The organism is Limnoglobus sp. (assembly GCF_059499385.1).
Genome location: NZ_JCABYM010000116.1, coordinates 1 through 24,647 on the forward strand (window position 1 = coordinate 1; position 24,647 = coordinate 24,647).

At 68.4% G+C, this 24,647-nt stretch carries 21 protein-coding genes, 1 other RNA gene and 1 pseudogene; 15 read left to right on the plus strand and 8 right to left on the minus strand.

Going from position 1 to position 24,647, the window contains the following annotated elements:
- Positions 1-466 precede the first annotated feature (466 nt).
- A complete protein-coding gene (tnpA, locus tag AC5JJ2_RS21245; protein WP_495860039.1) occupies positions 467-919 on the plus strand; it encodes an IS200/IS605 family transposase in 453 nt (150 codons plus the stop codon).
- 154 nt (positions 920-1,073) lie between these two features.
- Here tnpA and AC5JJ2_RS21250 read toward each other — a convergent pair whose 3' ends face one another.
- From AC5JJ2_RS21250 to AC5JJ2_RS21280, 7 genes are all read right to left on the minus strand, one after another.
- Entirely contained in the window at positions 1,074-2,423 is a 1,350-nt protein-coding gene (locus AC5JJ2_RS21250) for a hypothetical protein (protein ID WP_495860040.1), read from the minus strand.
- A gap of 76 nt (positions 2,424-2,499) precedes the next feature.
- Positions 2,500-2,595, minus strand: an RNA gene (ffs, locus tag AC5JJ2_RS21255) — signal recognition particle sRNA small type.
- A 55-nt stretch (positions 2,596-2,650) separates the two neighbouring features.
- On the minus strand, positions 2,651-3,070 hold the full coding sequence (locus tag AC5JJ2_RS21260) for a type II toxin-antitoxin system VapC family toxin (protein WP_495860041.1): 420 nt from the start codon (positions 3,068-3,070) through the stop codon (positions 2,651-2,653).
- Positions 3,067-3,279, minus strand: coding sequence for a hypothetical protein (locus AC5JJ2_RS21265; protein WP_495860042.1), 213 nt, complete (start codon positions 3,277-3,279; stop codon positions 3,067-3,069). Before AC5JJ2_RS21265 ends, AC5JJ2_RS21260 begins: the two co-directional genes overlap by 4 nt.
- Positions 3,280-3,289: 10 nt before the next feature.
- A complete protein-coding gene (locus AC5JJ2_RS21270; RefSeq protein ID WP_495860043.1) occupies positions 3,290-5,335 on the minus strand; it encodes a PrkA family serine protein kinase in 2,046 nt (681 codons plus the stop codon).
- Positions 5,336-5,663: 328 nt separating this feature from the next.
- Positions 5,664-6,437: a CE1 family esterase gene (locus AC5JJ2_RS21275; protein ID WP_495860044.1), complete on the minus strand. Its 774-nt coding sequence runs from the start codon at positions 6,435-6,437 to the stop codon at positions 5,664-5,666.
- Positions 6,438-6,512: 75 nt separating this feature from the next.
- The gene (locus AC5JJ2_RS21280; protein WP_495860045.1) at positions 6,513-8,372 is read right to left on the minus strand and encodes a hypothetical protein; all 1,860 of its coding nucleotides are present in this window, start codon (positions 8,370-8,372) and stop codon (positions 6,513-6,515) included.
- 345 nt (positions 8,373-8,717) lie between these two features.
- Between AC5JJ2_RS21280 and AC5JJ2_RS21285 the strand changes: the two genes are divergently transcribed.
- The 12 genes and pseudogenes from AC5JJ2_RS21285 to AC5JJ2_RS21340 all read left to right on the plus strand — a co-directional run bounded on the left by AC5JJ2_RS21285 (position 8,718) and on the right by AC5JJ2_RS21340 (position 19,635).
- Complete coding sequence (locus AC5JJ2_RS21285; RefSeq protein WP_495860046.1) at positions 8,718-11,135, plus strand: type VI secretion system Vgr family protein; 2,418 nt, start codon at positions 8,718-8,720, stop codon at positions 11,133-11,135.
- 19 nt (positions 11,136-11,154) lie between these two features.
- Positions 11,155-11,439 (plus strand): annotated as a pseudogene (locus AC5JJ2_RS21290) (PAAR domain-containing protein); the annotation flags it as partial.
- A 168-nt stretch (positions 11,440-11,607) separates the two neighbouring features.
- Positions 11,608-12,543 (plus strand): DUF4123 domain-containing protein, encoded by a 936-nt coding sequence (locus AC5JJ2_RS21295; protein WP_495860047.1) that lies wholly within the window; start codon positions 11,608-11,610, stop codon positions 12,541-12,543.
- Positions 12,540-13,298, plus strand: coding sequence for a hypothetical protein (locus AC5JJ2_RS21300; protein WP_495860048.1), 759 nt, complete (start codon positions 12,540-12,542; stop codon positions 13,296-13,298). The genes AC5JJ2_RS21295 and AC5JJ2_RS21300 overlap by 4 nt, the downstream gene beginning before the upstream one ends.
- A gap of 4 nt (positions 13,299-13,302) precedes the next feature.
- Positions 13,303-13,947, plus strand: coding sequence for an immune inhibitor A domain-containing protein (locus tag AC5JJ2_RS21305; protein WP_495860049.1), 645 nt, complete (start codon positions 13,303-13,305; stop codon positions 13,945-13,947).
- The gene (locus tag AC5JJ2_RS21310; RefSeq protein ID WP_495860050.1) at positions 13,944-14,492 is read left to right on the plus strand and encodes a hypothetical protein; all 549 of its coding nucleotides are present in this window, start codon (positions 13,944-13,946) and stop codon (positions 14,490-14,492) included. Before AC5JJ2_RS21305 ends, AC5JJ2_RS21310 begins: the two co-directional genes overlap by 4 nt.
- A gap of 81 nt (positions 14,493-14,573) precedes the next feature.
- The gene (locus tag AC5JJ2_RS21315) at positions 14,574-15,020 is read left to right on the plus strand and encodes a hypothetical protein (protein WP_495860051.1); all 447 of its coding nucleotides are present in this window, start codon (positions 14,574-14,576) and stop codon (positions 15,018-15,020) included.
- Positions 15,017-15,220, plus strand: coding sequence for a hypothetical protein (locus tag AC5JJ2_RS21320; protein ID WP_495860052.1), 204 nt, complete (start codon positions 15,017-15,019; stop codon positions 15,218-15,220). Before AC5JJ2_RS21315 ends, AC5JJ2_RS21320 begins: the two co-directional genes overlap by 4 nt.
- 22 nt (positions 15,221-15,242) lie before the next feature.
- The gene (locus AC5JJ2_RS21325) at positions 15,243-16,277 is read left to right on the plus strand and encodes a DNA/RNA non-specific endonuclease (protein ID WP_495860053.1); all 1,035 of its coding nucleotides are present in this window, start codon (positions 15,243-15,245) and stop codon (positions 16,275-16,277) included.
- A 248-nt stretch (positions 16,278-16,525) separates the two neighbouring features.
- Positions 16,526-17,479, plus strand: coding sequence for a XamI family restriction endonuclease (locus AC5JJ2_RS21330; protein WP_495860054.1), 954 nt, complete (start codon positions 16,526-16,528; stop codon positions 17,477-17,479).
- On the plus strand, positions 17,476-19,059 hold the full coding sequence (locus AC5JJ2_RS21335) for an Eco57I restriction-modification methylase domain-containing protein (RefSeq protein ID WP_495860055.1): 1,584 nt from the start codon (positions 17,476-17,478) through the stop codon (positions 19,057-19,059). Before AC5JJ2_RS21330 ends, AC5JJ2_RS21335 begins: the two co-directional genes overlap by 4 nt.
- A 447-nt stretch (positions 19,060-19,506) precedes the next feature.
- Positions 19,507-19,635: a hypothetical protein gene (locus AC5JJ2_RS21340; RefSeq protein WP_495860056.1), complete on the plus strand. Its 129-nt coding sequence runs from the start codon at positions 19,507-19,509 to the stop codon at positions 19,633-19,635.
- 30 nt (positions 19,636-19,665) lie between these two features.
- Here the strand turns inward: AC5JJ2_RS21340 and AC5JJ2_RS21345 are convergent, their stop codons facing one another.
- A complete protein-coding gene (locus AC5JJ2_RS21345) occupies positions 19,666-21,126 on the minus strand; it encodes a serine/threonine-protein kinase (RefSeq protein ID WP_495860057.1) in 1,461 nt (486 codons plus the stop codon).
- A 512-nt stretch (positions 21,127-21,638) separates the two neighbouring features.
- Here AC5JJ2_RS21345 and AC5JJ2_RS21350 point away from each other — a divergent pair.
- Positions 21,639-23,345 (plus strand): RNA polymerase sigma factor, encoded by a 1,707-nt coding sequence (locus tag AC5JJ2_RS21350; RefSeq protein ID WP_495860058.1) that lies wholly within the window; start codon positions 21,639-21,641, stop codon positions 23,343-23,345.
- A gap of 276 nt (positions 23,346-23,621) precedes the next feature.
- Entirely contained in the window at positions 23,622-24,446 is an 825-nt protein-coding gene (gene lpxA / locus AC5JJ2_RS21355) for an acyl-ACP--UDP-N-acetylglucosamine O-acyltransferase (protein WP_495860059.1), read from the plus strand.
- Positions 24,447-24,647: the final 201 nt, after the last annotated feature.

A 24,647-nucleotide genomic window follows, 5' to 3' on the forward strand; every position in this document is an offset into this window, starting at 1 on the left:
CCGATCCTGGCGGACGCGCTGCAGGACGCCGGGTGCGAGGACGCCGCGATCCTCGGCCACTGCCGCGGCGACGGCCCGCACGTCCGCGGCTGCTGGGTCGTGGACCTCGTGCTGGGGAAGGAATAGCGTGCCGCCCTTTCAGGGCTTGGGACGGGGGTGGGCGTCTACCCAGAGCGTTGCCCTGGGCTGACATGTTGCGGCCTTTCAGGCCAAAGACATTGCCGACCGAGCGGTTCGGGCCAATCGCTTTGGGCAATACCGCTGTATGACCTCGGCGACCAAACCCCGTAACTGTTCCATGCATTTTGCCCCGAAGGGGCGCAACATGTCAGCCCAGGGCAACGCCCTGGGTAAACGGACTACCCAGCGCCAAGCCCTGAAAGGGCGAAACAAACCTTCCCCTCTTAGCCGCCAATCATGGTACGGTAGACGCCTCCGCGCCGATTCCCCACGAGAGGGCAACACCATGTCGCAATCGCTCGCCAAGAACCTCGTCCACCTCATCTACAGCACCAAAGATCGGACGCCGTTCCTCACGCCGGAAGTGCGGCAAGACCTGTTCGCCTTCAAGGCCGGCGTCCTGAAACAATGGCACAGCCCGGCCGTCGTCATCGGCGGCGTCGCCGACCACGTTCACGTCCTGTTTCAACTCTCGAAGAACCACGCTCTCGCGAAAGTGATCGAGGAAGTGAAGAAGGCGTCGTCGAAGTGGTTGAAGTCAAAGGGTCCGGCGTTTCGGTCCTTCTACTGGCAGGCCGGGTACGGGGCGTTCTCCGTGAGCGAGTCGAACGTGGAGGCGGTCAGCAAGTACATCGAGACGCAGGAAGAGCACCACGCGAAATGTTCTTTCAAGGGCGAGTTTCGGTTGTTCTTGAAGCGACACCACGTCGGGTATGACGAGCGGTATGTGTGGGATTGAGGGCCTTGTTTCGCCCTTTCAGGGCTTGTGGCGTGGGGTGGCAGCGTACCCAGGGCGTTGCCCCTGGGCTGACGTGTTATGGCCTTTCAGGCCGGAGAACCTGGGCCACGCTTCGAGTGACGGGTTCCCCGGCACGTGACGCTCGCCATTGCGATCACTCCTTCGCCTTCGCCAGCCGCGGGTCGTCGAGGTCGAGGCGGTACAGCACCTGGTTGTAGTTGTGCCGCGGCGTCGGGGCGACGTGGTTCGCGAACTCGGCCGTGTACGTCCCCTCGAAGATCAACGCCGGCGAGTCCTTCGCCGCGAAGTCGATGTGGACCTTCGGGTTGTAGAACGTGTAGTTCTCGTGCGTCAGCACCTTCACGGCCGGCCCCCACGGGCCGAGCGGCGAGGCGGCCTCCGCGTACCACAGCTCGCCGAAGTTCGACGTGCCGAACTTCTGCGCGAACACCGTCACCCACTTCTTCCGCCACGGGTGGAACGCCACCGACCCCGTGTGCGGCACGACTTTTTCGCCGCCCGCGCCGGCCAGCTCCGCCGGCGGCTTCAGCGTTACCCACTGCTTCGGGTCCGACCAGCCCTCGAACGTGGCCGGGCACTTCAGGTGCGGCAGCGGGTTGCCGAACAACAGCCACGCCTTGCCGTCGGCGTCCGTCCACGCCGCGGCGTGGCCGTCGGGTATCGGCGGCGGCTTCTCCTTCCCTTGCTTCTCCCAGACGACCTTCAGCTTGTCGAACGCCATCATCCGCTCTTGCCACACGCACAGCCCGGCCTCGTAAACCTCCAGGTGGTTGCGGATCTTCGTGTACGTGCCGACCAGCCGCTGCCGCTTGTACTCGTCCGGCACGGTGGCGACGCCGAACACCCACGTCGGCCCTTTGCCCGGCATCTGCGCCACGCCGCGGACCTGGCCGGAGTTCAGCCGAAGGTAGTCGAATTTCGGGCGGAGCGGCGGCTCGATTTTCTCGAACGGGTGCAGCGGCGTTGTCGCGCCGAGCATGTCGAAGACGCCGAGCGGGTAGCCGGGCAGCGTCGTGTCGCCCCACAACCAGAGGCGGCGGTCGCCGAGTACGGCCGTCTGCACCGAGTCGCAGCCCACGATGTCGGAATCCTTCCAGTCCTTCGCCTCGCCGCACTTTTGCGCCTCCGCGAACAGCCCGCCGCCGGTGAGCCGGCCGACCCGTTTCGCGATGTTCGTCCGCGTGACCTCGACCGTGAGCGTCTTCCCCGGCACGGGCGTGAGGTTGACGCCGCGGTAGCCGAACCCGTCCTTCGGGACCTCGTACCCGTGGCCGATCACGGTGAACCACGACTCGCGGCCCATCAGGTCCGGCGAATCGAGGGCGATGACCCCGGCGTTGTCCGAGACGAACCGCTGCTCGCCGGTCGTCCGCAGCTCGACGAGCGGGACCGGCCACTTGTTATCCTTGTCGATCACGTTCACGCGACACGGTTCGGCGGCGAGCGCGAACGGGAGGAGGAGCAAGACGAGAAGTGTTCGCATGGGGCGGGAGGGTAAGAGAAAAGCCCGCGGATGAACGTCCGCGGGCTTTCGGTGATGTCCTCCGTCCGGCGTCCGAAAGAGTGGGGGTGCCCTGAGCCGCACCCTCCGGCGCTTATGGCTGCTTCTTCCGACCTGACCAGGTTCACGCCTTCAAGTCGGTCAGGCCCCCACCCTTTCGCACGCCGCACGGGGCTGTGTCGTGTTGGAAGTATACCCGCCGGGCCGGATCAGTCCAGCGAGTTGGCGAACCGCAGGCCCGGAATCTGCTCGAAGTCGCGGCGGTTGGCGGTCAGTAGCAAGGCGTCCCGTGCTACCGTGACGGCGGCAATCTTGCGATCCGAGGCGCTGATCCGAATGCGGTTGTACGTGTCGAACAGGGCGGCCGCCGGTCGGTCGAACCGGACGACGAGCCAATCCGCAAAGAACTCGACCAACGCCGCGAGTTCGTCGTATGGGCGGATCAGCCGCACCGTCTGCCGCTCCTTGGCGATGGTGGCCAGCCATCCGCGCATTTGCTCTTCGAGGGTAATCACCGTCGTCCCGACTTCCTCGCCGACGACCGCGTCCAACCGGGCGTTGAGCCGGGCCTGCCGCTCGCTCGGGTCGCCCCGCAGAACGCTGAGGTGGTCGGTGTCGAGAAGGATCATTCCGTCGATTCCCCGCGGCGGGCGGCCTCCCGCTCCGCCTCCCGCATGGCCGCGACCTCGGCGTCGAGTTCCTTGATGAACTCGTTGCCCGCGAACATCCCGATCGTCCGCCGCCAGTCCTTCTTCTGCGGCGGGGCCTTCTGCTCGGCGAGTTGCTTCTCCAGCGCCGCCACGCGGGCGGCGAGGCTCTCCAGCGTCAGTTCCGGCATCGTCGCCCCCTTACTTCTTCGTCTGGCCGCGGGCGAAAATGCTCGCCACGAAGTTCAGCACGTCCGTCGCGCTCGACTCGTTGTACCCGTAGTTGCGGATCAGCCGCGACTTCACCACGTCGATCTTCTCCTGCGTCGCCTTGTCCACCACGTTCGACACGATCGTGCTCAGCTTGATCGAGTCCTTCTGGTCCTCGAACAGCTTCAGCTCGAGCGCTTTCTGCAGCCGCTCGTTGGTGCGGTAGTCGAACTTCTTGCCGTCGATGGCCAGCGCGCCGATGTAGTTCATGATCTCCCGGCGGAAGTCGTCCTTCCGGCCGTCCGGGATGTCGATCTTCTCCTCGACCGACCGCATCAGCCGCTCGTCCGGCTCGACGTAGTTGCCGGTGTACCGGTCGCGGACCTTCTCCCGCTGGGTGTACGCCTTCACGTTGTCGATGTAGTTGCCGCACAGCTTCGCCAGCGCCTCGTCGTCGGCCGCGATCGCCCGCTGGACCTCGTTCTTCACCACGTCCTCGTACTCCTCCCGGACGACGGCGAGCAGCTCCTTGTAGTACCGGTACTGGTCCTCGTCCTTGATGAGCGAGTGGTGGCGGAGGCCGTCCTCCAGCTCCTTCATCACCATGAACGGGTTGATGTTGTCCTCGTCCGGGTGCGCGACGAGGGCGTTGGAAATCTTGTCCTGGATGTACCGCGGGCTGATGCCGGTCATCCCCTCGTTCACCGCGTCCCGCTTCAGCTCGATGACGTTGTCCTCGGTGAAGCCGGGGAGCGTCTTGCCGTTGTACAGCTTCAGCTTCTGCATCAGGCTCAGGCCGGCGTGCTTCGGCGGGTTCAGCCGGGTGAGGACGGCCCACATCGCGGCCACCTCGATCGTGTGCGGGGCGATGTGCTTGCCCCGCACGCGCTCGGTGTTAAAGTCCTTCTCGTAAATCCGCACCTCGTCCTTCAGCCGCGTCACGTAGGGCACGTCGATCTTCACCGTCCGGTCCCGCAACGCCTCCATGAACTCGTTGTTCTGGAGCCGCTTGTACTCCGGCTCGTTGGTGTGGCCGAGGATCACCTCGTCGATGTCCGTCTGGGCGAACTTCTTCGGCTTAATCTTGTGCTCCTGCGACGCCCCGAGCAGGTCGTAGAGGAACGCCACGTCGAGCTTCAGGACTTCGATGAACTCGACGATGCCGCGGTTGGCGATGTTCAGTTCGCCGTCGAAGTTGAACGCCCGCGGGTCGGAGTCGCTGCCGTACTCGGCGATCTTTCGGTAGTTGATGTCGCCGGTCAGTTCCGTCGAGTCCTGGTTCTTCTCGTCCTTCGGCTGGAACGTGCCGATGCCGATGCGGTCCTTCTCGGACAGCACGAGGCGGTAGACTTTCACCTCCTCGGCGAGCATCTTCGTCCAGTCGCCGTTGTACTTCGGCAGCCGGGTCTTGAACTCGTACCGGCTGAACGGGGACAGGTCGCCCTTGATGCGAATCTCATACGGGTACGGCTTCGTGCAGTCGGCGTTCAGCTGCGCGAGGATGGCGGCCCGGTGCTCCTCCGGCACGAGTTGCAGCGGCTCGCCGTGCATCGGGTCCTTCACCCACGTCCCGTCGGCGTTCTTCCACGCGAAGCTGAACAGCATCCCGCCGTCGGTCCGGGAGTACTCCTCCAGGCCGCGTTTCAGGAGGCGGGCGATGGTGGATTTGGCACTGCCGACCGGCCCGTGCAGGAGGATGACGCGGCGCTCCGTGCCGTACCCGAGGGCGGCGGACTTGAACGTGTTGACGAGTTGGTTGATCCGCCGGTCGAGGCCGTAGATGCCGTCGGCGTGCTTGGTCGCGAACTCGGTGAAGAACTTGAACCGAGTTTGCTTCTCCTTGTTCTCGTACACGTCCTCGGTCCCGTGGGACAGGATCATGTCGTACAGCCGCTGGTACGCGGTGCGGGTGACGCCGGGCGTCTTCAGGACGATGTCCAGGTAGTCCGCGAAGCCGCCTTCCCAGTGGAGCTTCTGGAAGTCGGTCGTGTCGATCTGCGTGCGGAGGGTGTCCAGGATTGCCGTAGCCGTGGCCATTTTGTTTCCTCGTTTTCAACCCGCCCGCGGGCGGGGGATGATTCAACGATCGAAGCCGCGTCTCGACCTCGGTGCTGTCCGATGAGAGTGGGCCGAGATAAGTGATCGGTCGGATTGCCAATCCGTGCAGTCGGGAGCTACTGCATTCTACGTACCGGCCGGAAGCCGATGCAACCCGGAATAGGACGAGGGAGAAGGCGAACGGGTTTAGTCGAAGGGACAGGATACCCCGAACCGGGGGGGAAATGCAACCGGTTTCATATAGCCGCCGGTTTACCGACGGGGTCGGAATCGGCCGCCCCGCCGGTAAACCGGCGGCTATATATACTTACTTCTTCGCGTGTTCCTGGAAGAATTTCACGATCACCGGCGGGGCGTCGGCCGGGAAGGCGTGCGTGCCGGGGTGGATGAACGTCACCACCGGCGGGCCGGCCTTCGACGTGTATTGCGTGTACCTCGTCTGCCACGGCTTGCCTTCGCCATCGCACCCGTTCACCTTCTTGAGCACGTCCATCGTCGCCTTCTGCCACTCGAACTTCACCAGGTCGTCCTTCTCCCCGGCGAGGTGCATGACCGGCAGCGGCTTCAGGTCCTTCTGGTGGCGGCCCGCGCCGGCCGCGGCGGACGGGGCGACGGCCGCGAACACGTCGCCCCGCTTCGCCCACAACAGGTACGTGAACCCGCCGCCGTTCGAGTGGCCGGTCGAGTAGATGCGCTTCTCGTCGATTTTGTGTTCTTTCTTGAGCCACGCGAGGACGGCGTCGAAGAACTTCAGATCGCGGTCCCCCTGGTCGCCGGCGGCGTGCTGCCAGCCGTTCTTCTTGCCCTCGGGGTCGGTTAGCTTGCCGGGCGTGGGCAATCCTTGCAGGTAGACGCAGGCCGCCTCCGGCCAGTGCTTCTGGATGTCGAACGTGCGGGCGGCGTTCTTGGCCGTGCCGCCGTGCCCGTGGAACACGAACACGACCGGGGCGGCCGATGACTTCTTCTCCGGGACGACGACCAACCCCTCGCGGGTGGCGTCGCCGACCTTCCACTCGTGGCGGACGGGTTCGGCCGCGAACGCCGGGGCCGCGAATAGGACGAGGACGAACGCGCGGAGCATGGTGAAACTCGTGGCTGGAAACGCTCGCACCCGCGGGCGTGCGGCCCGCGGGCGGAGTGGCGGATTGCGTCCAGCTTACTTGCCCGGCGCGAACTTCTCAACCGGCGGCAGGTCGGCTTGCGGGGCGATCTTCTCGACCGGCACGTCCGGCACGCCCGCCGCGGGGACCAGCTTCTCGACCGGCACGTCTACCGTCGGCACGACCTTCTCCACCGGCGGCAGGGCCGGGGCCGTCGCCACCGGGACGGGCTTCGGTTCCGCCTTCGGCGGCACGATCGCGGGGGCCGCGGCGGTCGGGGCGGCCATCGTCGGCTGCATCACGGCCGGGAACTTCTGCGGGGCCGGCGTCACCGCCACCGGCCGCGGCGCGGGGGCGGGGGTCGAAGCCACGGCCGGCTTCGGGGTCGGCATCGGCATCGGGGTCGGCGGGGTCATGACGACCGGCTTCGCGGGGACCGGGGCCGGCAGCGGCGTCATCACCACCGGCTTCGGCGTCGGTTGCGGGGCGACGACGATCGGCTTCGCGGGAACCGCCGCGGGCGGCGCGGCCTTCGCCGGGGCGAGCGTCGGCACGGTCAGCGGTTGCGGCAGCGGCTTCGGGGCGGCCGTCGCCGACGGCAGCGACACGGCCGGCACGGGCACCAGCGTCTCCTGCACCGGCGGGGCCGACACCCGCGGGCGGCTCGCCGTCACCGCGGGGGGCATCGTGCCGCTCGGCACGAACGCCGGGATCGGCTGCACGACCTGCCGGGCCGGCACGAGGTTCGGGTTCGGCGGCGTCGCCACGCCGGAGTACGCCGCCGGCGGTCCCATCAGCGGGTTGCCGATCGCCGCCCCGGAGTCCTTCCACGTCATCAGTTCCCAGATCGTGCTCGGCTTCGCGCCGACCGACTGCCCGTCCCGGCTGGTGTTCAGCCCGGCCGCCGCGTAGTCGCGGGCGTTCACGTCGCCGACCACCTGGTAGCCGATCGTCGCGCCGATCTCCAGCGCCTTCTGGCCGAAGTCGTTGAGCTTCGCCCGCGACATCCGGGCCACCTTCGCGTAGTACTCCTGCGGGTACTCCGGGTCGCCGAGCTTGTGCGACTTCTTGTCCTTGTTCTCGTCGTCCTTCTTGTCGTCCTTCTTGTCCTTGCCCTGCTCGAGCTTCGTGCCGTCCTTCTTCTCGGTGGTCGTCTCGACCGCGTCCACGCCCGGCAGGCACGGGAGGTCGTTGCACTGCAGGCACGGGCTGGACATGCACCGGTCCAGGGCGTGCGCCGCCACCGCCCGCACGCGGGCCGACTTCTCGTAGGGGAACCCGTCCTTGTCGCTGCACGAGACGACGTGGCTGAGCGCCACGATCACCTTGCACGTGCAGCAGCAGCCGCGGGCCAGGGCGACGGCCGCCTCGTACCGGACGCACTCGTTACGGTCGCCGCGGAGCGCGCCGATCAGCGCGTCCTCGGCCTCCGGCCAGTAGTGGCAGTCGAGCGTGCCGAGGTACTTCACGGCCTTGATGCGTTCTTCCGCGCCGGCGCGGTCGAGCTTCGCCTTCGACGCCGCCCCGATCGCGCCGGGGTCCATGAGTTCGGCGATGCTCGGCACGACCGGGCAGAACGGCGGGATGATGCCGCCGGACAGGGTCGAGATCGGGGCCTGGATGCGGCCGAGGAGTTGGCCGGCCGGGGTGCGGCAAATCTTGCGGCGGCAGAACTCGCGCTGCTCCTGCGAGATGCCGAGCCGGGACCAGATGGTGTTCATGCTGCCGGGCAGTTGCGCCCCCGGGCCGACGCCGACGCCCAGGGGCGGGGGCGGGGCGACGCCGTTGAGGACGGCGGCCGGGGCGGACGTTAGCCCGCCGGGCACCGGCGCGGCGGGGCGGAGGAACTGGGCGTCGGCGGTCCCGGCCAGGACGGCCGACGCGGCCGCGGACATCAGCAGTTTGGCGGCTCTCATGGCTCACCCTCTACTCAGGTTAAAACCGGCCGGGCCGACCCCGATCCCCCGAGGTCTGCCGCTCTTGCCTGGGTTGTTGCGGAGCCACGACCCGCCGACTCTCGCGGGTTTGCCGGTCGTACCAACTCCACGGGGAATTACTCGACTAGCGGGCTTACCGATCTTGAAGGGTATTTCGGTCACGCCAAACTTCCCGGTTGTGCCGGTTTCGCCGATTGCATGAATCCGGCGGCTTGCTCGCGCCCGTACTCCGGTTACAATCTCACCGCCTGAGCAATACGAGGTTGCGGCCGAGTCGTAGTGCCGACGACGCCAACCGGATCACGTTCCCCCAACGAGTCGGGCATGCCTCAGACATACACCCAAACGGGCCGACCGCTGCAGATCGCGACCCCCTTGGGGAAGGACGTGCTGTTGGCCGTTGGGTTCTACGGCCACGAGGGGCTGTCGCAGCTGTTCCGGTACACGATCGACGCGAAGGCCGCCCGCGGAACCGGCGTCCCGCTCGACGGGCTGGTCGGCCAGTCGATCACCGTCGCGCTCGAGACGCCGGGCAAGAAGATGCGGTTCTTCAACGGCGTCTGCGTCCGCGCCGCCCAGGGGGAGAGCGACAACGACTTCACCGACTACCAACTGGAGGTCGTGCCGAAGCTCTGGACGCTGACCAAGAGGTCCCAGAGCCGCATCTTCCAACAGAAGACGGTCCCGCAAATCCTCAAGGAGGTGCTGGCGGACGCGAACGCGGAACAGCAACTCGCCGGGAAGTACGAGCCGCGGGACTTCTGCGCCCAGTACCGGGAGACGGACTTCAACTTCGCCTGCCGGCTGATGGAAGAGGAAGGGCTCTTCTACTTCTTCAAGCACGCGGACGGCAAGCACACGATGGTGGTGGCGGACACGCCGCAGGCCCACGAGGTCGTCCCCGGCAAGTCGCCGGTCGTGTACAAGAACGTGAACATGGCCGCGTCCGGGGAGGACGACTACGTCGCCGAGGTGATGAAGGTCCAGGAGCAGACGGCCGGCAAGTTCCTCCTCTGGGACCACACGTTCGAGATGGCCGCCAACGGCCGCCACGACAACCACGCGGCCGAGAAGCTGATCACCGACGCGGTCAAGGTCGGCCAGGTGGCCCACAAGTTGAAGGTCGGGGACAGCGCCAAGCTGGAGGTCTACGACTGGCCGGGCGAGTACGCCCAGCGGTTCGACGGGATCGACCCGGCCGGCGGGGAGCAGCCGGCCGAGGTGGCGAAGGTCAGCCCGGACGGGAAGCGGACGGTGGACCTGCGGATGCAGCAGGAGGCGGCGACGGCCGTCCGGGTGCAGGGGGCCGGGTCGGTCCGGAACTTCGCCACCGGGTACAAGTTCACCCTCGCCACGCTCCCGACCGACCCGGTCGCGACGCCGCTCAAGGGCGAGGGCGAGTACGTCCTCACGACCCTCCAGCACACCTGCCGCGTCCCGGCGACGTACCGGTCCGGGTCCGGGGCGACGGACGGCGAGGGGTTCCACTACGCGAACACGTTCACCGCGCTGCCGTCGGCGTTGCCGTTCCGCCCGCCGCGGACGGCCGCCAAGCCGGTCGTGTCCGGGTCGCAGTCGGCCGTCGTCGTCGGCCCGGCCGGGGAGGAAATCTTCACCGACAAGTACGGCCGGATCAAGGTCCAGTTCCACTGGGACCGGCTTCAAAGTAAGAACGCCCAGAGTTCCTGCTGGGTCCGGGTGGCGCACGCCTCGGCCGGGCGGCACTGGGGCAGCCTGTCCATCCCGCGGGTCGGGCAGGAGGTCCTCATCGACTTCCTGGAAGGCGACCCGGACCAGCCGATCTGCGTCGGGTGCGTGTACAACCCGGACCAGATGCCGATGTACAAGCTGCCGGACGAGCGGACCAAGAGCTACGTCCGCACGAACTCGTCCCCCGGCGGCGTCGGGTACAACGAGATCCGGTTCGAGGACAAGGCGAGCAAGGAACAGGTGTACGTCCACGCCCAGCGGAACATGGACGAGCGGGTGCGGAACGACAGCCTCGAGCGGGTCGGCAACAACCGCCACCTCCGCGTCGGGTTCTACCTGCCCAACGACCACAAGGGGGACGTGAGCGGCGAGAAGAAGCAGGGCAGCCAGTTCGAGGAGGTGGCCGTCAACCAGCACCTGAAGGTCCACGGCAACAAGGACGAGCACGTCGGCGGCAACTCGAAGCTGCTCGTCGGCGGGGTGGACGGCCCCGGCCGGGTGGACGTTCACATCAAGGACCGCAAGCTGGAGTTGATCGACAAGACCTCCGACCTCCACGTCAAGGAGGCGGTCAAGGAGAAGTTCGACCAGACCTACGACCTGCACGTCACCGGCCAGCAGACGGTCTCGGTGGACGCCGGGGCCGACCTGACGGTCGGCGGCGACCGGCGGGAGAAGGTCGGCGGGTCCGTGTCTTTGACCGTCGGCCAGGACCACCAGTTGAAGGCCGGGATGAAGCACGCGGTGGACGCCGGGATGGAGATCCACCTGAAGGCCGGGATGAAGGTCGTCCTGGAGGCGATGCAGATTTCGCTGGTCGGCCCCGGCGGGTTCGTGGACATCGGCCCGAGCGGGGTGACGATCCAGGGGCTGATGGTGCTCATCAACAGCGGCGGGGCGGCGGGGAGCGGGTCCGGGGCGAAGCCGGCCACCCCGCAGGCCGCGGCCGACGCGGCCGACGCGGCCGACGCCAACCCGACCAAGCCGACGGACGCCGACTACTCCAAGACCGGCGAGAAGTCGAACACCTAACCCGTACCGGAGTACCCCGATGCCCCCCGCCGCCCGCGTCGGCGACCCGCACGTCTGCCCGATGGTCACCGGTATCGTTCCGCACGTCGGCGGCCCGATCCTGCCGCCGGGCTGCCCGACGGTCCTGATCGGCTTCATGCCGGCCGCCCGCCAGGGGGACATGGCCACGTGCGTCGGCCCGCCGGACGCCATCGCCATGGGCAGCCCGACGGTGCTCATCGGCAACATGATGGCCGCCCGGCTGGGCGACCCGACCGTCCACGGCGGGGTCATCGTGATGGGGTTCCCGACGGTCATGATCGGCGTGGTCGGCATGGGTAAGCCGGGGGCCCCCGGCACGACCGGGGCCGGGATGATCGCGGCCGCCCAGACCGGCGCGCCGTTCTGCGAAATCTGCGCGAAGCAAGCGGCCCCCGCCGCGTGACACCGGCTCGCCTTCCGGGCGGGCCGTCGGACCGGGTATGAGTGCGGCATGGAACTGACGCTGGTAGTGCGATCCGGGGACGAGGCCGGGAAGCGGATTCCCGTGCCGTCGGGGGGGCCGCGCCTCGTCGGCCGGCAGGCCCCGGCCGACGTGCGGGTGGCCGACGACCCGATGCTCTCGAACCAGCACTTCAGCGTCCTGTGCGACGGCGACGTGTGCCTGCTCAAGGACCTCGGCAGCCGGTTCGGGACGGAGGTGAACGGCCGCCGGGTGACGGAGGCCGCCCTCCGCGACGGCGACGAGATTCGCGCCGGCCGGACCGTCTTCGGCGTGCAACTCCTCGGCGACGTGCGGGCGACGCCGACCCACACGGCCGACCCGGCCGGCGACACCCCCGGCCCGGCCGAGCGGGCGGCCCCGGTCGCCCGGTCGCTGCCGGTCGTGGACGAGTTCCCGCCCGCGGCCCTGTCCGACATCCACCGGAACGTGCTGGCGTACCTGCGGACGCAGGCGAACCTGTACGCCGTCCTGGACGCGGCCCGCGAGCCGACCGTGATCGCCCGGCTGAAGGCGTCCGGCGAGGAGCACGCCAGCCTGTACGACGGCGAGCAGGGCGAGGAGCTGTCCGCGTTCGGCCCGTGGCTGGTGAAGCTGCCGCCCGACAAGCCGCTGCTGGAGCAGCTCGTCCGCGACGGGTGGGGCAAGAGCTGGGGCGTCTACCTGACGTGCCGGCTGCCGTTCAAGGAGGTCCGCCGCCACCTGCGGCAGTTCCTGCTGGCGAAGCTGCCGGACGGCCGCCAGGTCTGCTTCCGGTACTACGACCCGCGGGTGCTGCGGACGTACTTCCCGACGTGTACGGCCGCCGAGGCGGCGGCGTTCGTCGGCCCGATCGACCGGTACCTCGTGGAGAGCGCCGACGACGCGGAGCTGTCCGAGTTCGCCGCGAACTACCGGGACTGGAAGAAGGTGGGGCTGCTCGAATGATCCAGATCCGGCCGGAACAGTTCGAGGCGTTCGAGCGGAAGGCCCGCCAGGACTTCGAGGACGAGTTGGTCGCCCATCTGAAGGAATTTTCCCCGAAGCACGCGGCCGGGGTCGGGGACGACGGGCTGCGAACGCTGATCCGGTCCGGCGTGCGGAACGCCAACAAGTACGGGTTCCGGCTCCGCGGGTCGCTGCGGTTCTACGTCGAGTGCCAGGTCCTGTTCGGGCACGAGTTCCACGCCGACCCGCTCGTCCCGTGGGCCGGGCGGGAGTTCGGCCGGCGGGACTGGTTCGACGAACTCGCCCGCGCGGACGCCATCCACGAGGTCGCGATGGCGTACCGGAAGGCCGTCGTGGGCGAGCACGAGGAGATCGAGGCCGCGGCGATCGAGCGGCTCGTCGCCCGGCCGGTGGAGGACTGGCTGGGCGGCGACCCGTCCGAGGCGGCCACCCGGCGGCTGCTCGCGGACGTGTACCCGGAGAAGGTGGCCCCGCCGGCCGCGGCGGCGGCGGTGGTGGCCCGCGCGGGGCCGGCGGCCGTCGCGGCCCAGCTGCCGGCCGCGGCCGGCGGCCGGGTGGTCGCGGCCCTCATGGTCGCGTTCGGGGCCGGCGTCCTGACCGACCCGCAGTTCCCGTGGGTGGCGAAGCACCTCCGGGACACGGCCGGGCAGCCGCCGCCGCAGCGGGCGGAGCGGTTGGCGACCCGGTTCCTGGCGTACCTGTCCGACGGGCTGGCGGACCTGAAGCGAGGGTGAGGCCGTGCCGAAGGGGGGCAAATCCAAGAAGCCGAGCACGACCCCGGCGGCCGCCACGACGCCGGGCAGCACGTCCACGTGCCCGAACTCGTGCGGCACCCCGACGCCGTCCGGCAACGGCGGCAGCACGACCGTCCAGGTCGATCGGGCGAACAAGAAGGTCACGATCAAGACGAAGATGGAGTACAGCGGCCCGGACGCGGACCAGAAGTACGCCGACTACGCCAAGAAGGAGATCGAGGACACCTGGAAGGGGAAGACGACGATCGACGGCCAGGAGTACGACGTCGTTACCGAGATCGAGACGAAGGTGCGGCCGGCGGCCGACCCGCCGACCGCCGGGTACGACCAGATCACGGTGGACGGCTCGACGACCCGGATGTCCCAGTCGCTGTGGGGCAAGGGGAAGGGCAGCCAGACGCCGGCCGCCATGCAGCCCGACCGCCGGCGGATCGCCCACGAGTACGGCCACACGCTCGGGCTGCCGGACGAGTACCACGACGACCCCAAGACGGGGGCGTACACGAAGAACGACCCGTCGAAGAAGAACAACATTATGTCCGCGACCTGGAAGGAAGACGGGAAGTTCCCCGGCCCGTACCCGGAGCACTTCCAACAGGTCTTGAAGAGCCACGGGTGTACGAAATGACGCCGACCGCCATGACCGCCGCGGCCGCGGACGCCGCGGCCGCGCTGAACGTCCTCGCCGCCGCGTACGCGGCCGACCCGGCCGCGTTCTTCGCCGCCCCGGTCGCCGTCCGGCACGCCGTCCGCGGCGGCGACCCGGAGGGGTACACGTCCGAGGTGATCGAGGTGACGCTCGCGCCGCGGCCGAACGCCGCCCCGGCCGGGGAGGTGCGGTACTACCGGTCGAAGTACGACGCCGCGTACGACCCGCCGTTCCTGGTCGAGCAGTTCACCCTCCCGGCCGGCCGGGCCGACGCCGAGGCGGTGGTGAAGCCGCTCCTGTCCGGCGACCTGCTGAAGAAGCCCTACCCGGCCGAGGCCGACCCGCAGGTCGCCGGGTTGCTGAAGGAAACCTGGTCGGTCAACCGGGACGGGGCGGAGACGGCGAAGACGTTCTTCGAGCCGTTCCCGAAGGAGTTCCAGGCCGTGCGGGCCGCGACCCGCGACCTGATCGAGCGGGCCGTGAAGGGCGGCAAGCGGGCCGTCCTTTCGACCAAAGCGAAGTGAGGGCCGGTCCCGCGCCGCCGACCCAGAACCTCCTGCCGTCCCCGGCGTCGCCGGCCGCGAAACAGACCGGTAAGGGCGGACATGGCCGATGACGCCCTCGCGTCCGAACGGGTGCGGGCCGCCATGCGGGCGGCGTGGGACGACTCGCAACCCGACGACCCCGATCACCGGCACGAAGAAGGCGGTTACATCACCCAGCTCGCGGACGGCAGTTACGACGCCGTCCGGTGGCCCCGCGGCGCGGGCGCTTGGATCGCGCCACCGCCCCGCACTGCGGACGGCCGGTATCAGGGGCATACGGTCGTGGGCGAGTTTCACACGCACCCCAACCCCGCGATCGACGAACGCGGACGCCGGTGGCAAGAGTCGCCCTGTCCCGGCGACATCGCCGGCATTCGGTCCGAGAATTACCCCGGCGACAGTTTCGTGATCGGGGCGATTAACATGTACCGTGTCGGGAACGACGGCCGCGAATCCTGCCTGGGCGGGCGTACCGCCATTCTCGACCAACCGGGGACGTTACCATGATCGCCGAACCACTGGCCCGCCGTACGGCCGAGCGGCAAGCCGAGAAGTTGCTGCTGGACGAGATGCAACTCCAGGCCACGGAGACCGAGCAGACCTGGGTGTACGCGTTCGTCCCGAAGGGCCGCGTCCGCGGCGGCGGGTTCCAACTGACCGTCTCGAAGGAAACCGGTCAGGTCATCGACGTACTCCACTTCCAGTGACCCGCCCGGCGAGACACCCGCCATGCCACCGACCAAGAACCTCCTGCCGTCCCCGGCGTCGCCGGCCGCGAAACTGCCGGGGCCGCACGGCCCGAACCCCAACGGCACCGGCGGCCACGTCATCGACACGACCGACGCCCAGGTCCGCGAGCTCGCCCTCGACCTCGTCGGCCTGTCCCTCGACCTCGCCGGCATCATCGACCCCACGCCCGTCTCCGACGGCGCGTCCGCCCTCCTCTCCATCGCCCGCGGCAACTGGTTCGACGCCATCATCTCCGGGGCCAGCATGGTCCCGTACGTCGGCGACCTCGCGAAGGCCGGCAAGCTGCCCCGCTACCTCAAGAGCGTCGAGAAGGCGATCGTCCTCGCCCAGCAGTCGGACAAGGTGGCCGCCGCGCTGCTGCCGGCGTTCCGCAAGCTGAAGCAGGGGCTGGACCTGCTCCCCGCCGGCGCGAACGCCTACCTGGACCGGATCAAGATTCTGATCGACCAATTCCTCAAGGGCCGCGGCGCGGCGACGGTCGCGAAGCTGCTGCCGGACATCAGCGGCCAGTTCGCGTTCAAGACGGTGAAGCAGGGCGGGAAGGAAATCAAGACGGCCGAGGGGTGGCTCGGCGTGCCGGGCAAGGTGATGACGCACCGCAGCTCGGCCGCGCAGAAGGGCGTGTCCGGCGGGACCGGGGACGACGCCGGGCACATGATCGGCAACCAGTTCGGCGCGCCGGGGGACGCCAAGAACCTGTCGCTGCAGAACTGGGTCATGAACCGCGGCGGCGGGACGTGGCACGAGCTGGAGCGGCAGTGGGCCGACCTGTTGCAGAAGGGGTACAAGGTGCGGGTGAAGGTGACGGACGTGGCCGAGGCCGGGGCGCGGCCGTACCACCGGAAGGCGGAGTGGACGCTCGTTCACCCGGACGGCAAGGGCACGTCGAACCACTCGCTGGACTTCCTGAACGCGACGACGCCGAAGGGCCGGGCGGCGACCGGCGAGGTGAACCCGTTCCCGCCGGGCCACCAGGCGGACGTGATCCCCATCGACCGCGGGAAAAAGCCCTAGGACGGGTCGAGACCGCCACCGCCGCCACCGCCACGGGTGGCCCCCGGTGGCGGAATCGCCACCTGGGTTGACGCGACGGGTAGAATGCTTATTTGGTCTCTCCGGCAGTACACACAAGCACTTCAAATTGGACGGTATCGTGCCTTCGCGACCGACGGCCGCGCAGGAAACGAGTGGATCGGCCGGTCGTATCTGATAGTTTGTTCAAAGTGCCGCCCCAATTCGCCTCGCGGGAATGGGTCCGTCCGATGCCTGTGAACCTCGATAAACCTCATCTCTGGAAGGTAGACATCGCCCAGTCGGTAGACCTCTATAACGACTGGTTCATGAACTTCGCCCCGCGGACGTACCGCGAAACCCGCGTCCGGGTCACCAAGGACGTGGAAGCGATGTTGCGGCGGACCCAGAACCTCTCGAACGTGACGCCGACGGAGTTGCGGGAGCATCCGGGCATCTTGCCGGCGTTGCGAATGTCCACCGCCCCGCCGCTCGCCCGTGATCGACTCGTCGGGTTGGCGTCGGTCAAGAAGTCCCTGGTTGAGACGATGGAGAAGGACGGAATCCTTCCCGCCCGCTTGGGGGAGGGGCAAGTCGAGACCGAACTCCGGAAAATCGCCGCGCTGTTCGGCAAGCTGGCGGACGTGGACATCTTCCACTGGTTGCCGACCGGTGCGAAACCAACCAAGGGCGAGGTGCGGCGGGCCGCGACGATCGTGGCGGACCGACTTTGCGGGTCGCAGGCCGACCCGATCGTGCGGAACGCCCAGGAAACACGGCAACTGTGCGTCATCAAGGCGTGGCTCGAAGGCCGCGGTTACGCGGATCACAGCGGGCGGATCAAGTTGGACGAGATGGAACCGGGAATGTTTGCCTTCCGGTTGCCGGTCGCCGGGATGAAAGAAGACGCGACCCCGGTTAACATACCCGTCGACGTAGTTGTTCAGCCGACCACCTCCCAGCCGGGGGCCTTGCCGTTGATGATCGAGGCGAAATCGGCGGGCGACTTCACGAACGTGAACAAGCGACGGAAGGAAGAAGCCACGAAAGTCCAACAACTCCGCCGAAAGTACGGGAGCCAAGTGCGGTACGTCCTGTTCCTGTGCGGGTACTTTGACACCGGCTACTTGGGCTACGAAGCGGCCGAGGGGATCGACTGGGCTTGGGAGCACCGCATCGACGACCTGACAGAGTTCGGACTATGAACCGTGTTCGGCGGGAACAACTCGAGCGTTCACGATTAGAACTCCAGTCGCGCCTGGACGCGGCAAAGACGGCGGCCGAGCGGAACCGCCTCGGCCAGTTCGCCACCCCGCCGACCCTGGCGGACGAACTGGTCGCTTTGGCGCTGGCCGAACTCGCCCCCCGATCCGACGTTCGGTTCCTCGACCCGGCGTTCGGGACCGGGGCGTTCTTCTCGGCCTTGCTCGGGCAGGTTCCCGAATCAAAGCTGAAGGCCGCGAGCGGGTTCGAGGTCGACCCTCATTACGGGACGCCGGCGCGGGAGTTGTGGACGGGTACGCCGCTCGACCTTCGGCTGGACGACTTCACTCGCCACGCCGGCGACACCGGGGCGGCGGGGCGGTTCAACCTGGTCGTGTGTAACCCGCCCTACGTCCGCCACCATCACCTGCCGCGGGAAACGAAGGAACGGTTACAGGGATTGGTCCAGGCGTCAATGGGCCTACGGCTCAACGGGTTGAGCGGCCTTTACTGTTACTTTTTGCTTCTTTCCCAATCCGTCATGGCCCCCGGTGGTGTGGGGGCGTGGCTCGTTCCGACCGAATTCCTGGACGTGAACTACGGGGCACAGGTCAAGCGATTCCTTTCGGAGAACGTCACCCTCCTACGGGTCCATCGGTTTGAATCGGCCGACGTTCAATTCGACGACGCGCTGGTTTCCTCCGCGGTCGTCGTTTTCAAGAACCAGAAGCCATTCGACGGCCATCGCGTGCTGTTCTCCGGCGGTGGCACACTGACCCGACCCGCCTCGACGGCGGAGCATCCCATCGGCAGCCTCGGAGCTGCCGACAAGTGGACCACCTTGTCGCACGCGACGGAGCCTCAAGGAAGTGAGATCGGCCTTACCCTCGGCGATTTCTTCACGATCAAGCGCGGGCTTGCGACCGGGTGTAACGAGTTCTTCGTCCTCACGGGCGAGCGGGCGGCGGAACTCGGTATCCCCCGCGACTACCTCCGCCCGATTCTCCCCAGCCCGCGGGAACTCGCGTCCCACGAAATCCTGGCCGACCCGGACGGCGACCCGATGTTGGCCGGCCCGCGATACTTGCTGGATACCGACCGCCGAGAGGCGGACATCCGCCGCGACTGCCCCGACCTGTGGCGGTATCTGGAATCGGGGGTGGAACAGGGCATCCACCGCCGGTTCCTGTGCAGCCGGCGGTCGCCGTGGTACTCGCAAGAACGCCGCCCCGCGACCCCGTTCTTGTGTACGTACATGGGCCGCGCGACCCGCCGCTCGACCTCGCCGTTCCGGTTCATCTTGAACCATTCGCGGGCCACGGCCGCCAACGTTTACCTGATGATGTATCCGAAGCCTGCCCTGGCGCGGTATCTCGCTCGCTCCCCCGGCCACGCGGCCGTCGTTTGGGACGGGTTGCGACAGCTGAGCGTTGCGTCGCTGAAGGCCGAGGGGCGGTTGTACGGCGGGGGGCTTCACAAAATGGAGCCGAACGAACTCTCACGGGTTCCGGCCGGCCGTTTGGCCCAAATGCTTCCACATTCGGTACTGCCGAAGACGCAAATCAACCTTTTCCACGGATGAACCGAAAGGCGGTACGCCGTGAGCGCTACGAGCAAACCCCGCACGACCCGCATCAAGGCCAGCGAGTGCCGGTATCGGCACGCGATATTCGATCTCTCGCCATACCCCGTTCCCGACGGCGGGTGGGGCGTGGAAGCGTGGCTCCTCGCCGCGCTCCGGTACAACCGGCTGATTGACACGTTTTTGGGCGTCTCCGCGTACTGCGCGTCCGAGCGGCAGGCGGAACCAGCGGGTCGTGGGCGGCCATCAGTCGCGGCCGTCTACATCGCGAAAGGTCGTAGCGGAGAAAATTTTGTTATTCCCGTACTCACTGCGGGGGGCACGTTGCGGGTCAGTAATCGCTTGCTGGCAAACGTGGTAAGCGTCTGTCGGTCGCGATACCCATCCCTGATCCCGCGGCCGGTCGCGGTTCAATTCGTGCGCGACGAATCCGGGGAAACCATCGTCATGTTCGCGTTGGACGAAGTGGACGGCGAGATCCGCGCCCGCGACGAGAAGCACTACCGACTCGTCCCGGCGAGCGAGATCACGGCCGACGACTTGACGGCCGCAAGGCGGGCCGGGGCGTCGCAATAGGGTTGTGGGGCCGGTTTCGCCAAGTGGCGATCACCGCGCGAGGTGCATCAACACAACAGCCAGCAGCTTTACCAGCGACGGGTTCTCGCTCAAATGCCGCGCCGGGATCGCCTCGGCCCGCTGCGGGGCCGGCGGCTCGGGGGCCTCGCACGCTTCCACGCAGATCGGCTGCGGCGGCGTCGGCTTCTTCGACTCGATCACCCACGCCAGCTTGCCGGGGCGGAACGATTCGAGGAACTGCCGCAGTTGGTCGTACTTCGCCCGCAACTCCAGCGCCTGCCGGTGCTCCTGGTCGGCCACCGCGCGGACGTACTCGACCTCCGCCTTCGCCCGCTCCGCCTCCAGCCGGGCCGTCTCCGCGGCGAGCGCCGCGGCCTCGGCGCGGGCCGTTGCCTCGCGGATGCTCGCCACCGCGTAGGTGGCGACGCCGAGCATCAGGAACAGCATCACGGCCGTCGTCGCGGCGGCGGTCGTCAGCCGCGGGCGGCGGCCGAACCACGTCAGCAGCCGACGGCTCACGGACGGCGGCCGGGCCACCACCGACTCGCCCACCAGGAACCGCTGCAGGTCGGCCAGCAGGTCCGTCGCCGACAGGTACCGCTTCGCCGGGTTCTTGTGCAGGCACTTCAGGACGATCGCTTCCAGGTCGGTCGGCAGGTCCGGGGCGAACCGCGTCGGCGCGACCGGCGCGTCGTTCAGCACCTTCAGCACGATGTCCAGCGTCGTCTTGCCGTCGAACGGCGGGCGGCCGGTGAGCAGCTCGTACAGGATCGCGCCGAGCGAGTACACGTCGGACGCCGGGCCGACTTCCTTGTCGCCGGTCGCCTGCTCCGGCGAGATGTAGCTCGGCGTGCCGAGGACCGCGCCGGTTTCCGTCACGGGGCGGACGCCCTCGGTGAACCCCAGCGTCTTCGACAGGCCGAAGTCGGTCAGCTTCGGCACGTCGTCGGCGAACAGGATGTTCGCCGGCTTCAGGTCGCGGTGGATGATGTCGCGGGCGTGGGCGAACTGCACGGCCTTCGCCAGGTGCGCCACCAACTTCACGGCCGCGGTCGGCGACCAGGGCGTGCCGGTCAGCCGGTCGGCGAGCGTGCCGCCGTCCACGTACTCGAGGACGATGTACGGCAGCCCGTGGTGCTCGCCGGCGTTGAGCAGCTTGACGATGTTCGGGTGTTGCAGGGCCGCGGACGACATCTCGCGGCGGAACCGTTCGCGTTCCAGCGCCCCGGCGTGCGCCCCGGCGATCAGCACCTTCACCGCGACCGTCTGACCATTGGCGAGGTTGCGGGCCTGGTAGACGACGCCCATCCCGCCGCGACCGAGTTCGCGCAGAAGCTCAAAGCCGGGGATGCTGGGCAAGGTGGCGTGGGTGGCCGCCTCGACGTGCGGCAGGGTCGGCGCGTTCAGCCAGGTTCCGCCCCCGCCAACGGCCGGAACGTCTGGCACGGCCAGTAGTTCGGGCGAACTGTTGGAGGTTGTCGAGCGGTCCATGACGGCCTCAGAATGCACGCGACTCACACACTAGACGACAAAGGCGGGGGATTATCTCAGTCGGGTTACAGTTTCGATACGTCAGTAGGCCCCGATTCGTTGACGCGAAAGCCGCGTTTCACCTAGTTTTTTCGGTGTACCCTTTAGTGCCCGCTCGGGCGGGTTTTCGTACAGGAATTTTCCATGAGACTTTGAGGACGAGCTACCGGGCGGGGTTCGCGCTCATTGGCAGTTCGCCGGGAAATCCGCGGGATTTTCGCGGACCTTCCCGAATCTTGCCCCGATTCTACCCGAAGGCGGCGTCCTCAGTCAAGATGTCTGACCTTTTTCCTCAACGCCCCCGTTGCGCCCGCGTTACACTGCTGGCCGCCGCTCCGGGTTCGGGCCACTTGCTAAGCGACGCCGGCCTTACGACTACGTAGTTCGAAACGGAAAATTAGTCGGGAATTTCTCGAAGCCCGGCGGACTCTCACGGAACTATCACCCTGACGGCAACGGTTCGGGAGACTGCGATGAGATTACCGGCCCCCGGCCACTGGCTCGGTTTCGCCCGCCGCCTCAACCCGCTGGCGGCGGAATCGGACGCGGCACTGCTCGCCCGATTCGTGGCGTCGCGGGACGAGGCGGCGTTCGAGGCGCTGGTGCAGCGGCACGGGCCGATGGTCCACGCCGTCTGCCGCCGGCGGCTCGGGCCGACGGCCGACGCCGACGACGCGTTCCAGGCCGCGTTCCTGGTGTTCGCCCGCGACGCGGCGAAGATCGCGAACCCGGCCGCCGTCCCCGGCTGGCTGTACCGGGTGGCGTACCTCGTGGCGCTGAAGGCGGGCGGTCGGCTGGCCCGCGCCGCCGCGTCGTTGCCGCCGGAGGACGTTCCGATGACCGACCCGCCGGACGCGCCCGCCATCGACAAGGAACACCGTGCCGTCGTGGACGCGGAGCTGGCGAACCTGCCGGAGAAGTACCGGACGGTCATCGTCCTCTGTCTCGTCGAAGGGAAGACGAACGCGGAGGCCGCGGCGGCGCTCGGCGTGCCGGTCGGGACGGTCGATTCCCGGCTGAGCACGGCCCGCAAGCGGCTCGCGGCGAAGCTCGTCCGCCGCGGCGTGACGCTGGCGGGCGTGGCCGCCCTCGACCGGCTGTTCGACCTCCCGCTGGCGGCGTCGCCGGCGGTGCAATCGCTCATCGCCGCGACCGTCCGCGGCGTGCTCTCGACGTTGTCCGATTCCACGGCCGCGGCCCTGTCGCCGGCGGTCACGTCCCTCGCGCACGGAGTCTCGATCATGTCCCTGACGAAGTTCAAACTGCTCGCGGCGGTCGGCCTCTGCCTCGGGCTGCTCGGCGGCACCGGGGCGGGCGTCTTCTACGCCACCGCCCAGGAGAAGCCGGCGGCGAAGGCCGCGGCCGACCCGGCGAAGCCGCCGGCGGAACCGCGGCAAACATCCGAGGGGGGGAAAGTCACGTCCGTCGGCGCGGGCCGCACGGCGAAAACGACGATGGAACTCGACAAGGTTGCCGACCTGGGGAACGCCGAAATCGCCGGCCTCACGCTCCGGGACTTGCTCATGATGCTGAGCGAGAAGACCGGCACGACGATCCGCGTGGACGTGGCGTTCTTCAAGCAGTTCGGCGTCGAGAACGTTTACGAGAAGAAGATCGACATCCCGGTCGTGAAGAACCTGACGGTCCGGGACATCCTGGAAGAGGCGCTCGCCCAGGTCGCGCCGGCCCCGGACCAGCAGGGCGCGAAAACCGGGCTGCGGGTGAAGGGGGGCCAGATCATCCTCGGCCGCGGGTCGGTCCCGCTGCACACGCCGGGGCGGACGAGTGTGACGGCGGACGCGCCGCAGGTGGTGGACGAGAAGACGCTGGCCGAGGTGCTGCACGGCCCGGTCGTCGGCGTCGCGGCGGACAACCTGCCGCTGGCGGACCTCGTGAGCCAGCTCCGCGAGCAGACCGGGGCGAACATCGTCGTGGACGCCCGCGTGAAGGAGAAGATGGCCCAGCCGGTGACGCTGACGGTCAACGACACGCGGCTGATGACGGTGCTGAAGATCGCCGGCGACATGTGCGAACTGGCCCCGGCCGTGGTGGACAACGTGTACTACCTGACGACGCCGGAGAACGCGGCGGGCCTGTTGCAGGAGACGTACATGCAGATTTACGGCCCGCCGCAGCCGGCCGGTCCGCCGACGACGGCGAAGCCGGCGGAGAAGAAGTGAGGCGTTCGGTATTCCCCGCCTCGCCGCGAGCCGTGCCGGGCGGGCCAAGACTTCCGAAGTCCGGCTTCGACTTCGGAAGTCGGGGGAAAGAGGGGCGTTTGCCCGCGCCGCGGACGCCGCCGCGCGGGATCGACTTCCGAAGTCGAAGCCGGACTTCGGAAGTCTGCGTCTCACCTCCCGCCCCCGCACGTCCTCCGGCCCGCCAATTCATCTTGTCCCGTTCCCGTTCGATCCGTTACCCTTCTCCCCTCATTCCTGCCCCCGGAAGGACTCCGCATGAGCCGCACGGCCGCGCCGCCGATTCACCCGACGGCCATCATCTCGCCGGACGCCGCCCTCGCCGCCGACGTGCGGGTCGGCCCGTACGCCGTCATCGACGGCCCCGTCACCCTCGGGGCCGGGTGCGTCGTCGGGCCGCACGCCCACCTGCTCGGCCCGCTCGCGGCCGGCGAGGGGAACGACTTCGGCAGCAGCTGCGTCGTCGGCGGTCGGCCGCAGCACCTCGGGTACGCCGACGAGCCGACGACGCTGACGATCGGCAGCCACAACACGTTCCGCGAACACGTCACCGTCCACCGCGGGACGCCGGGCGGCCGCGGGACGACGACCATCGGCGACCACAACTACTTCATGTGCGGCAGCCACGTCGCGCACGACTGCGTCGTCGGCAGCCACGCCATCCTGGTGAACAGCGCGCTGCTCGGCGGGCACGTCGAGGTCGGCGACCGGGCGCTCATCTCCGGGAACGCCGGCCTCCACCAATTCGTCCGCGTCGGCCGGCTGGCGCTCGTCCGCGGGCTGGCGATCGTGTCGATGGACGTGCCGCCGTTCTGGATCGTGGAGTCGCCGAACCGGGCGGCCGGGGTGAACGTCGTCGGGATGCGGCGGGCCGGGATGCCGACGGCCGAGATTCAGGCCGTCCGGAAGGCGTTCAACGTGCTGTACCGCGGCGGGCTGCTGCTGTCGATGGCCGTGGCGAAGATGGAGGCGGACCTCGGCCAGCACGCGGCGATCCGGGAGCTGGTCGCGTTCATCCGCACGACGAAGCGGGGCATCCCCGGCTCGCACCGGCTGCACCACGCCGACGCCCAGGCCGCGTGACCCCGATGCGCGACCACCCCTCGCCCGAGCCGACGACCCCTCTTTCTCCCTCCCCCCTTGGGGGGGAGGGCCGGGGAGGGGGGTGGGGGCGTGCAACTACAAGTGGGAGTCCGCAACCCCCGGCCCCGCGTGGGGGGGGGGGGCGGCCCCCCCCCCCCCCCCCCCCCCCCCCCCGCCCCCCCCCCCACCCCCCCCCCCCCC

Excerpts from the sequence above, each read along its gene's own strand:
- tnpA (WP_495860039.1), top strand. The coding sequence starts at position 467 with ATGTCGCAATCGCTCGCCAAGAACCTCGTCCACCTCATCTACAGCACC.
- AC5JJ2_RS21250 (WP_495860040.1), bottom strand. The coding sequence starts at position 2,423 with ATGCGAACACTTCTCGTCTTGCTCCTCCTCCCGTTCGCGCTCGCCGCC.
- AC5JJ2_RS21260 (WP_495860041.1), bottom strand. The coding sequence starts at position 3,070 with ATGATCCTTCTCGACACCGACCACCTCAGCGTTCTGCGGGGCGACCCG.
- AC5JJ2_RS21265 (WP_495860042.1), bottom strand. The coding sequence starts at position 3,279 with ATGCCGGAACTGACGCTGGAGAGCCTCGCCGCCCGCGTGGCGGCGCTG.
- AC5JJ2_RS21270 (WP_495860043.1), bottom strand. The coding sequence starts at position 5,335 with ATGGCCACGGCTACGGCAATCCTGGACACCCTCCGCACGCAGATCGAC.
- AC5JJ2_RS21275 (WP_495860044.1), bottom strand. The coding sequence starts at position 6,437 with ATGCTCCGCGCGTTCGTCCTCGTCCTATTCGCGGCCCCGGCGTTCGCG.
- AC5JJ2_RS21280 (WP_495860045.1), bottom strand. The coding sequence starts at position 8,372 with ATGAGAGCCGCCAAACTGCTGATGTCCGCGGCCGCGTCGGCCGTCCTG.
- AC5JJ2_RS21285 (WP_495860046.1), top strand. The coding sequence starts at position 8,718 with ATGCCTCAGACATACACCCAAACGGGCCGACCGCTGCAGATCGCGACC.
- AC5JJ2_RS21295 (WP_495860047.1), top strand. The coding sequence starts at position 11,608 with ATGGAACTGACGCTGGTAGTGCGATCCGGGGACGAGGCCGGGAAGCGG.
- AC5JJ2_RS21300 (WP_495860048.1), top strand. The coding sequence starts at position 12,540 with ATGATCCAGATCCGGCCGGAACAGTTCGAGGCGTTCGAGCGGAAGGCC.
- AC5JJ2_RS21310 (WP_495860050.1), top strand. The coding sequence starts at position 13,944 with ATGACGCCGACCGCCATGACCGCCGCGGCCGCGGACGCCGCGGCCGCG.
- AC5JJ2_RS21315 (WP_495860051.1), top strand. The coding sequence starts at position 14,574 with ATGGCCGATGACGCCCTCGCGTCCGAACGGGTGCGGGCCGCCATGCGG.
- AC5JJ2_RS21320 (WP_495860052.1), top strand. The coding sequence starts at position 15,017 with ATGATCGCCGAACCACTGGCCCGCCGTACGGCCGAGCGGCAAGCCGAG.
- AC5JJ2_RS21325 (WP_495860053.1), top strand. The coding sequence starts at position 15,243 with ATGCCACCGACCAAGAACCTCCTGCCGTCCCCGGCGTCGCCGGCCGCG.
- AC5JJ2_RS21330 (WP_495860054.1), top strand. The coding sequence starts at position 16,526 with ATGCCTGTGAACCTCGATAAACCTCATCTCTGGAAGGTAGACATCGCC.
- AC5JJ2_RS21335 (WP_495860055.1), top strand. The coding sequence starts at position 17,476 with ATGAACCGTGTTCGGCGGGAACAACTCGAGCGTTCACGATTAGAACTC.
- AC5JJ2_RS21340 (WP_495860056.1), top strand. The coding sequence starts at position 19,507 with ATGTTCGCGTTGGACGAAGTGGACGGCGAGATCCGCGCCCGCGACGAG.
- AC5JJ2_RS21345 (WP_495860057.1), bottom strand. The coding sequence starts at position 21,126 with ATGGACCGCTCGACAACCTCCAACAGTTCGCCCGAACTACTGGCCGTG.
- AC5JJ2_RS21350 (WP_495860058.1), top strand. The coding sequence starts at position 21,639 with ATGAGATTACCGGCCCCCGGCCACTGGCTCGGTTTCGCCCGCCGCCTC.
- lpxA (WP_495860059.1), top strand. The coding sequence starts at position 23,622 with ATGAGCCGCACGGCCGCGCCGCCGATTCACCCGACGGCCATCATCTCG.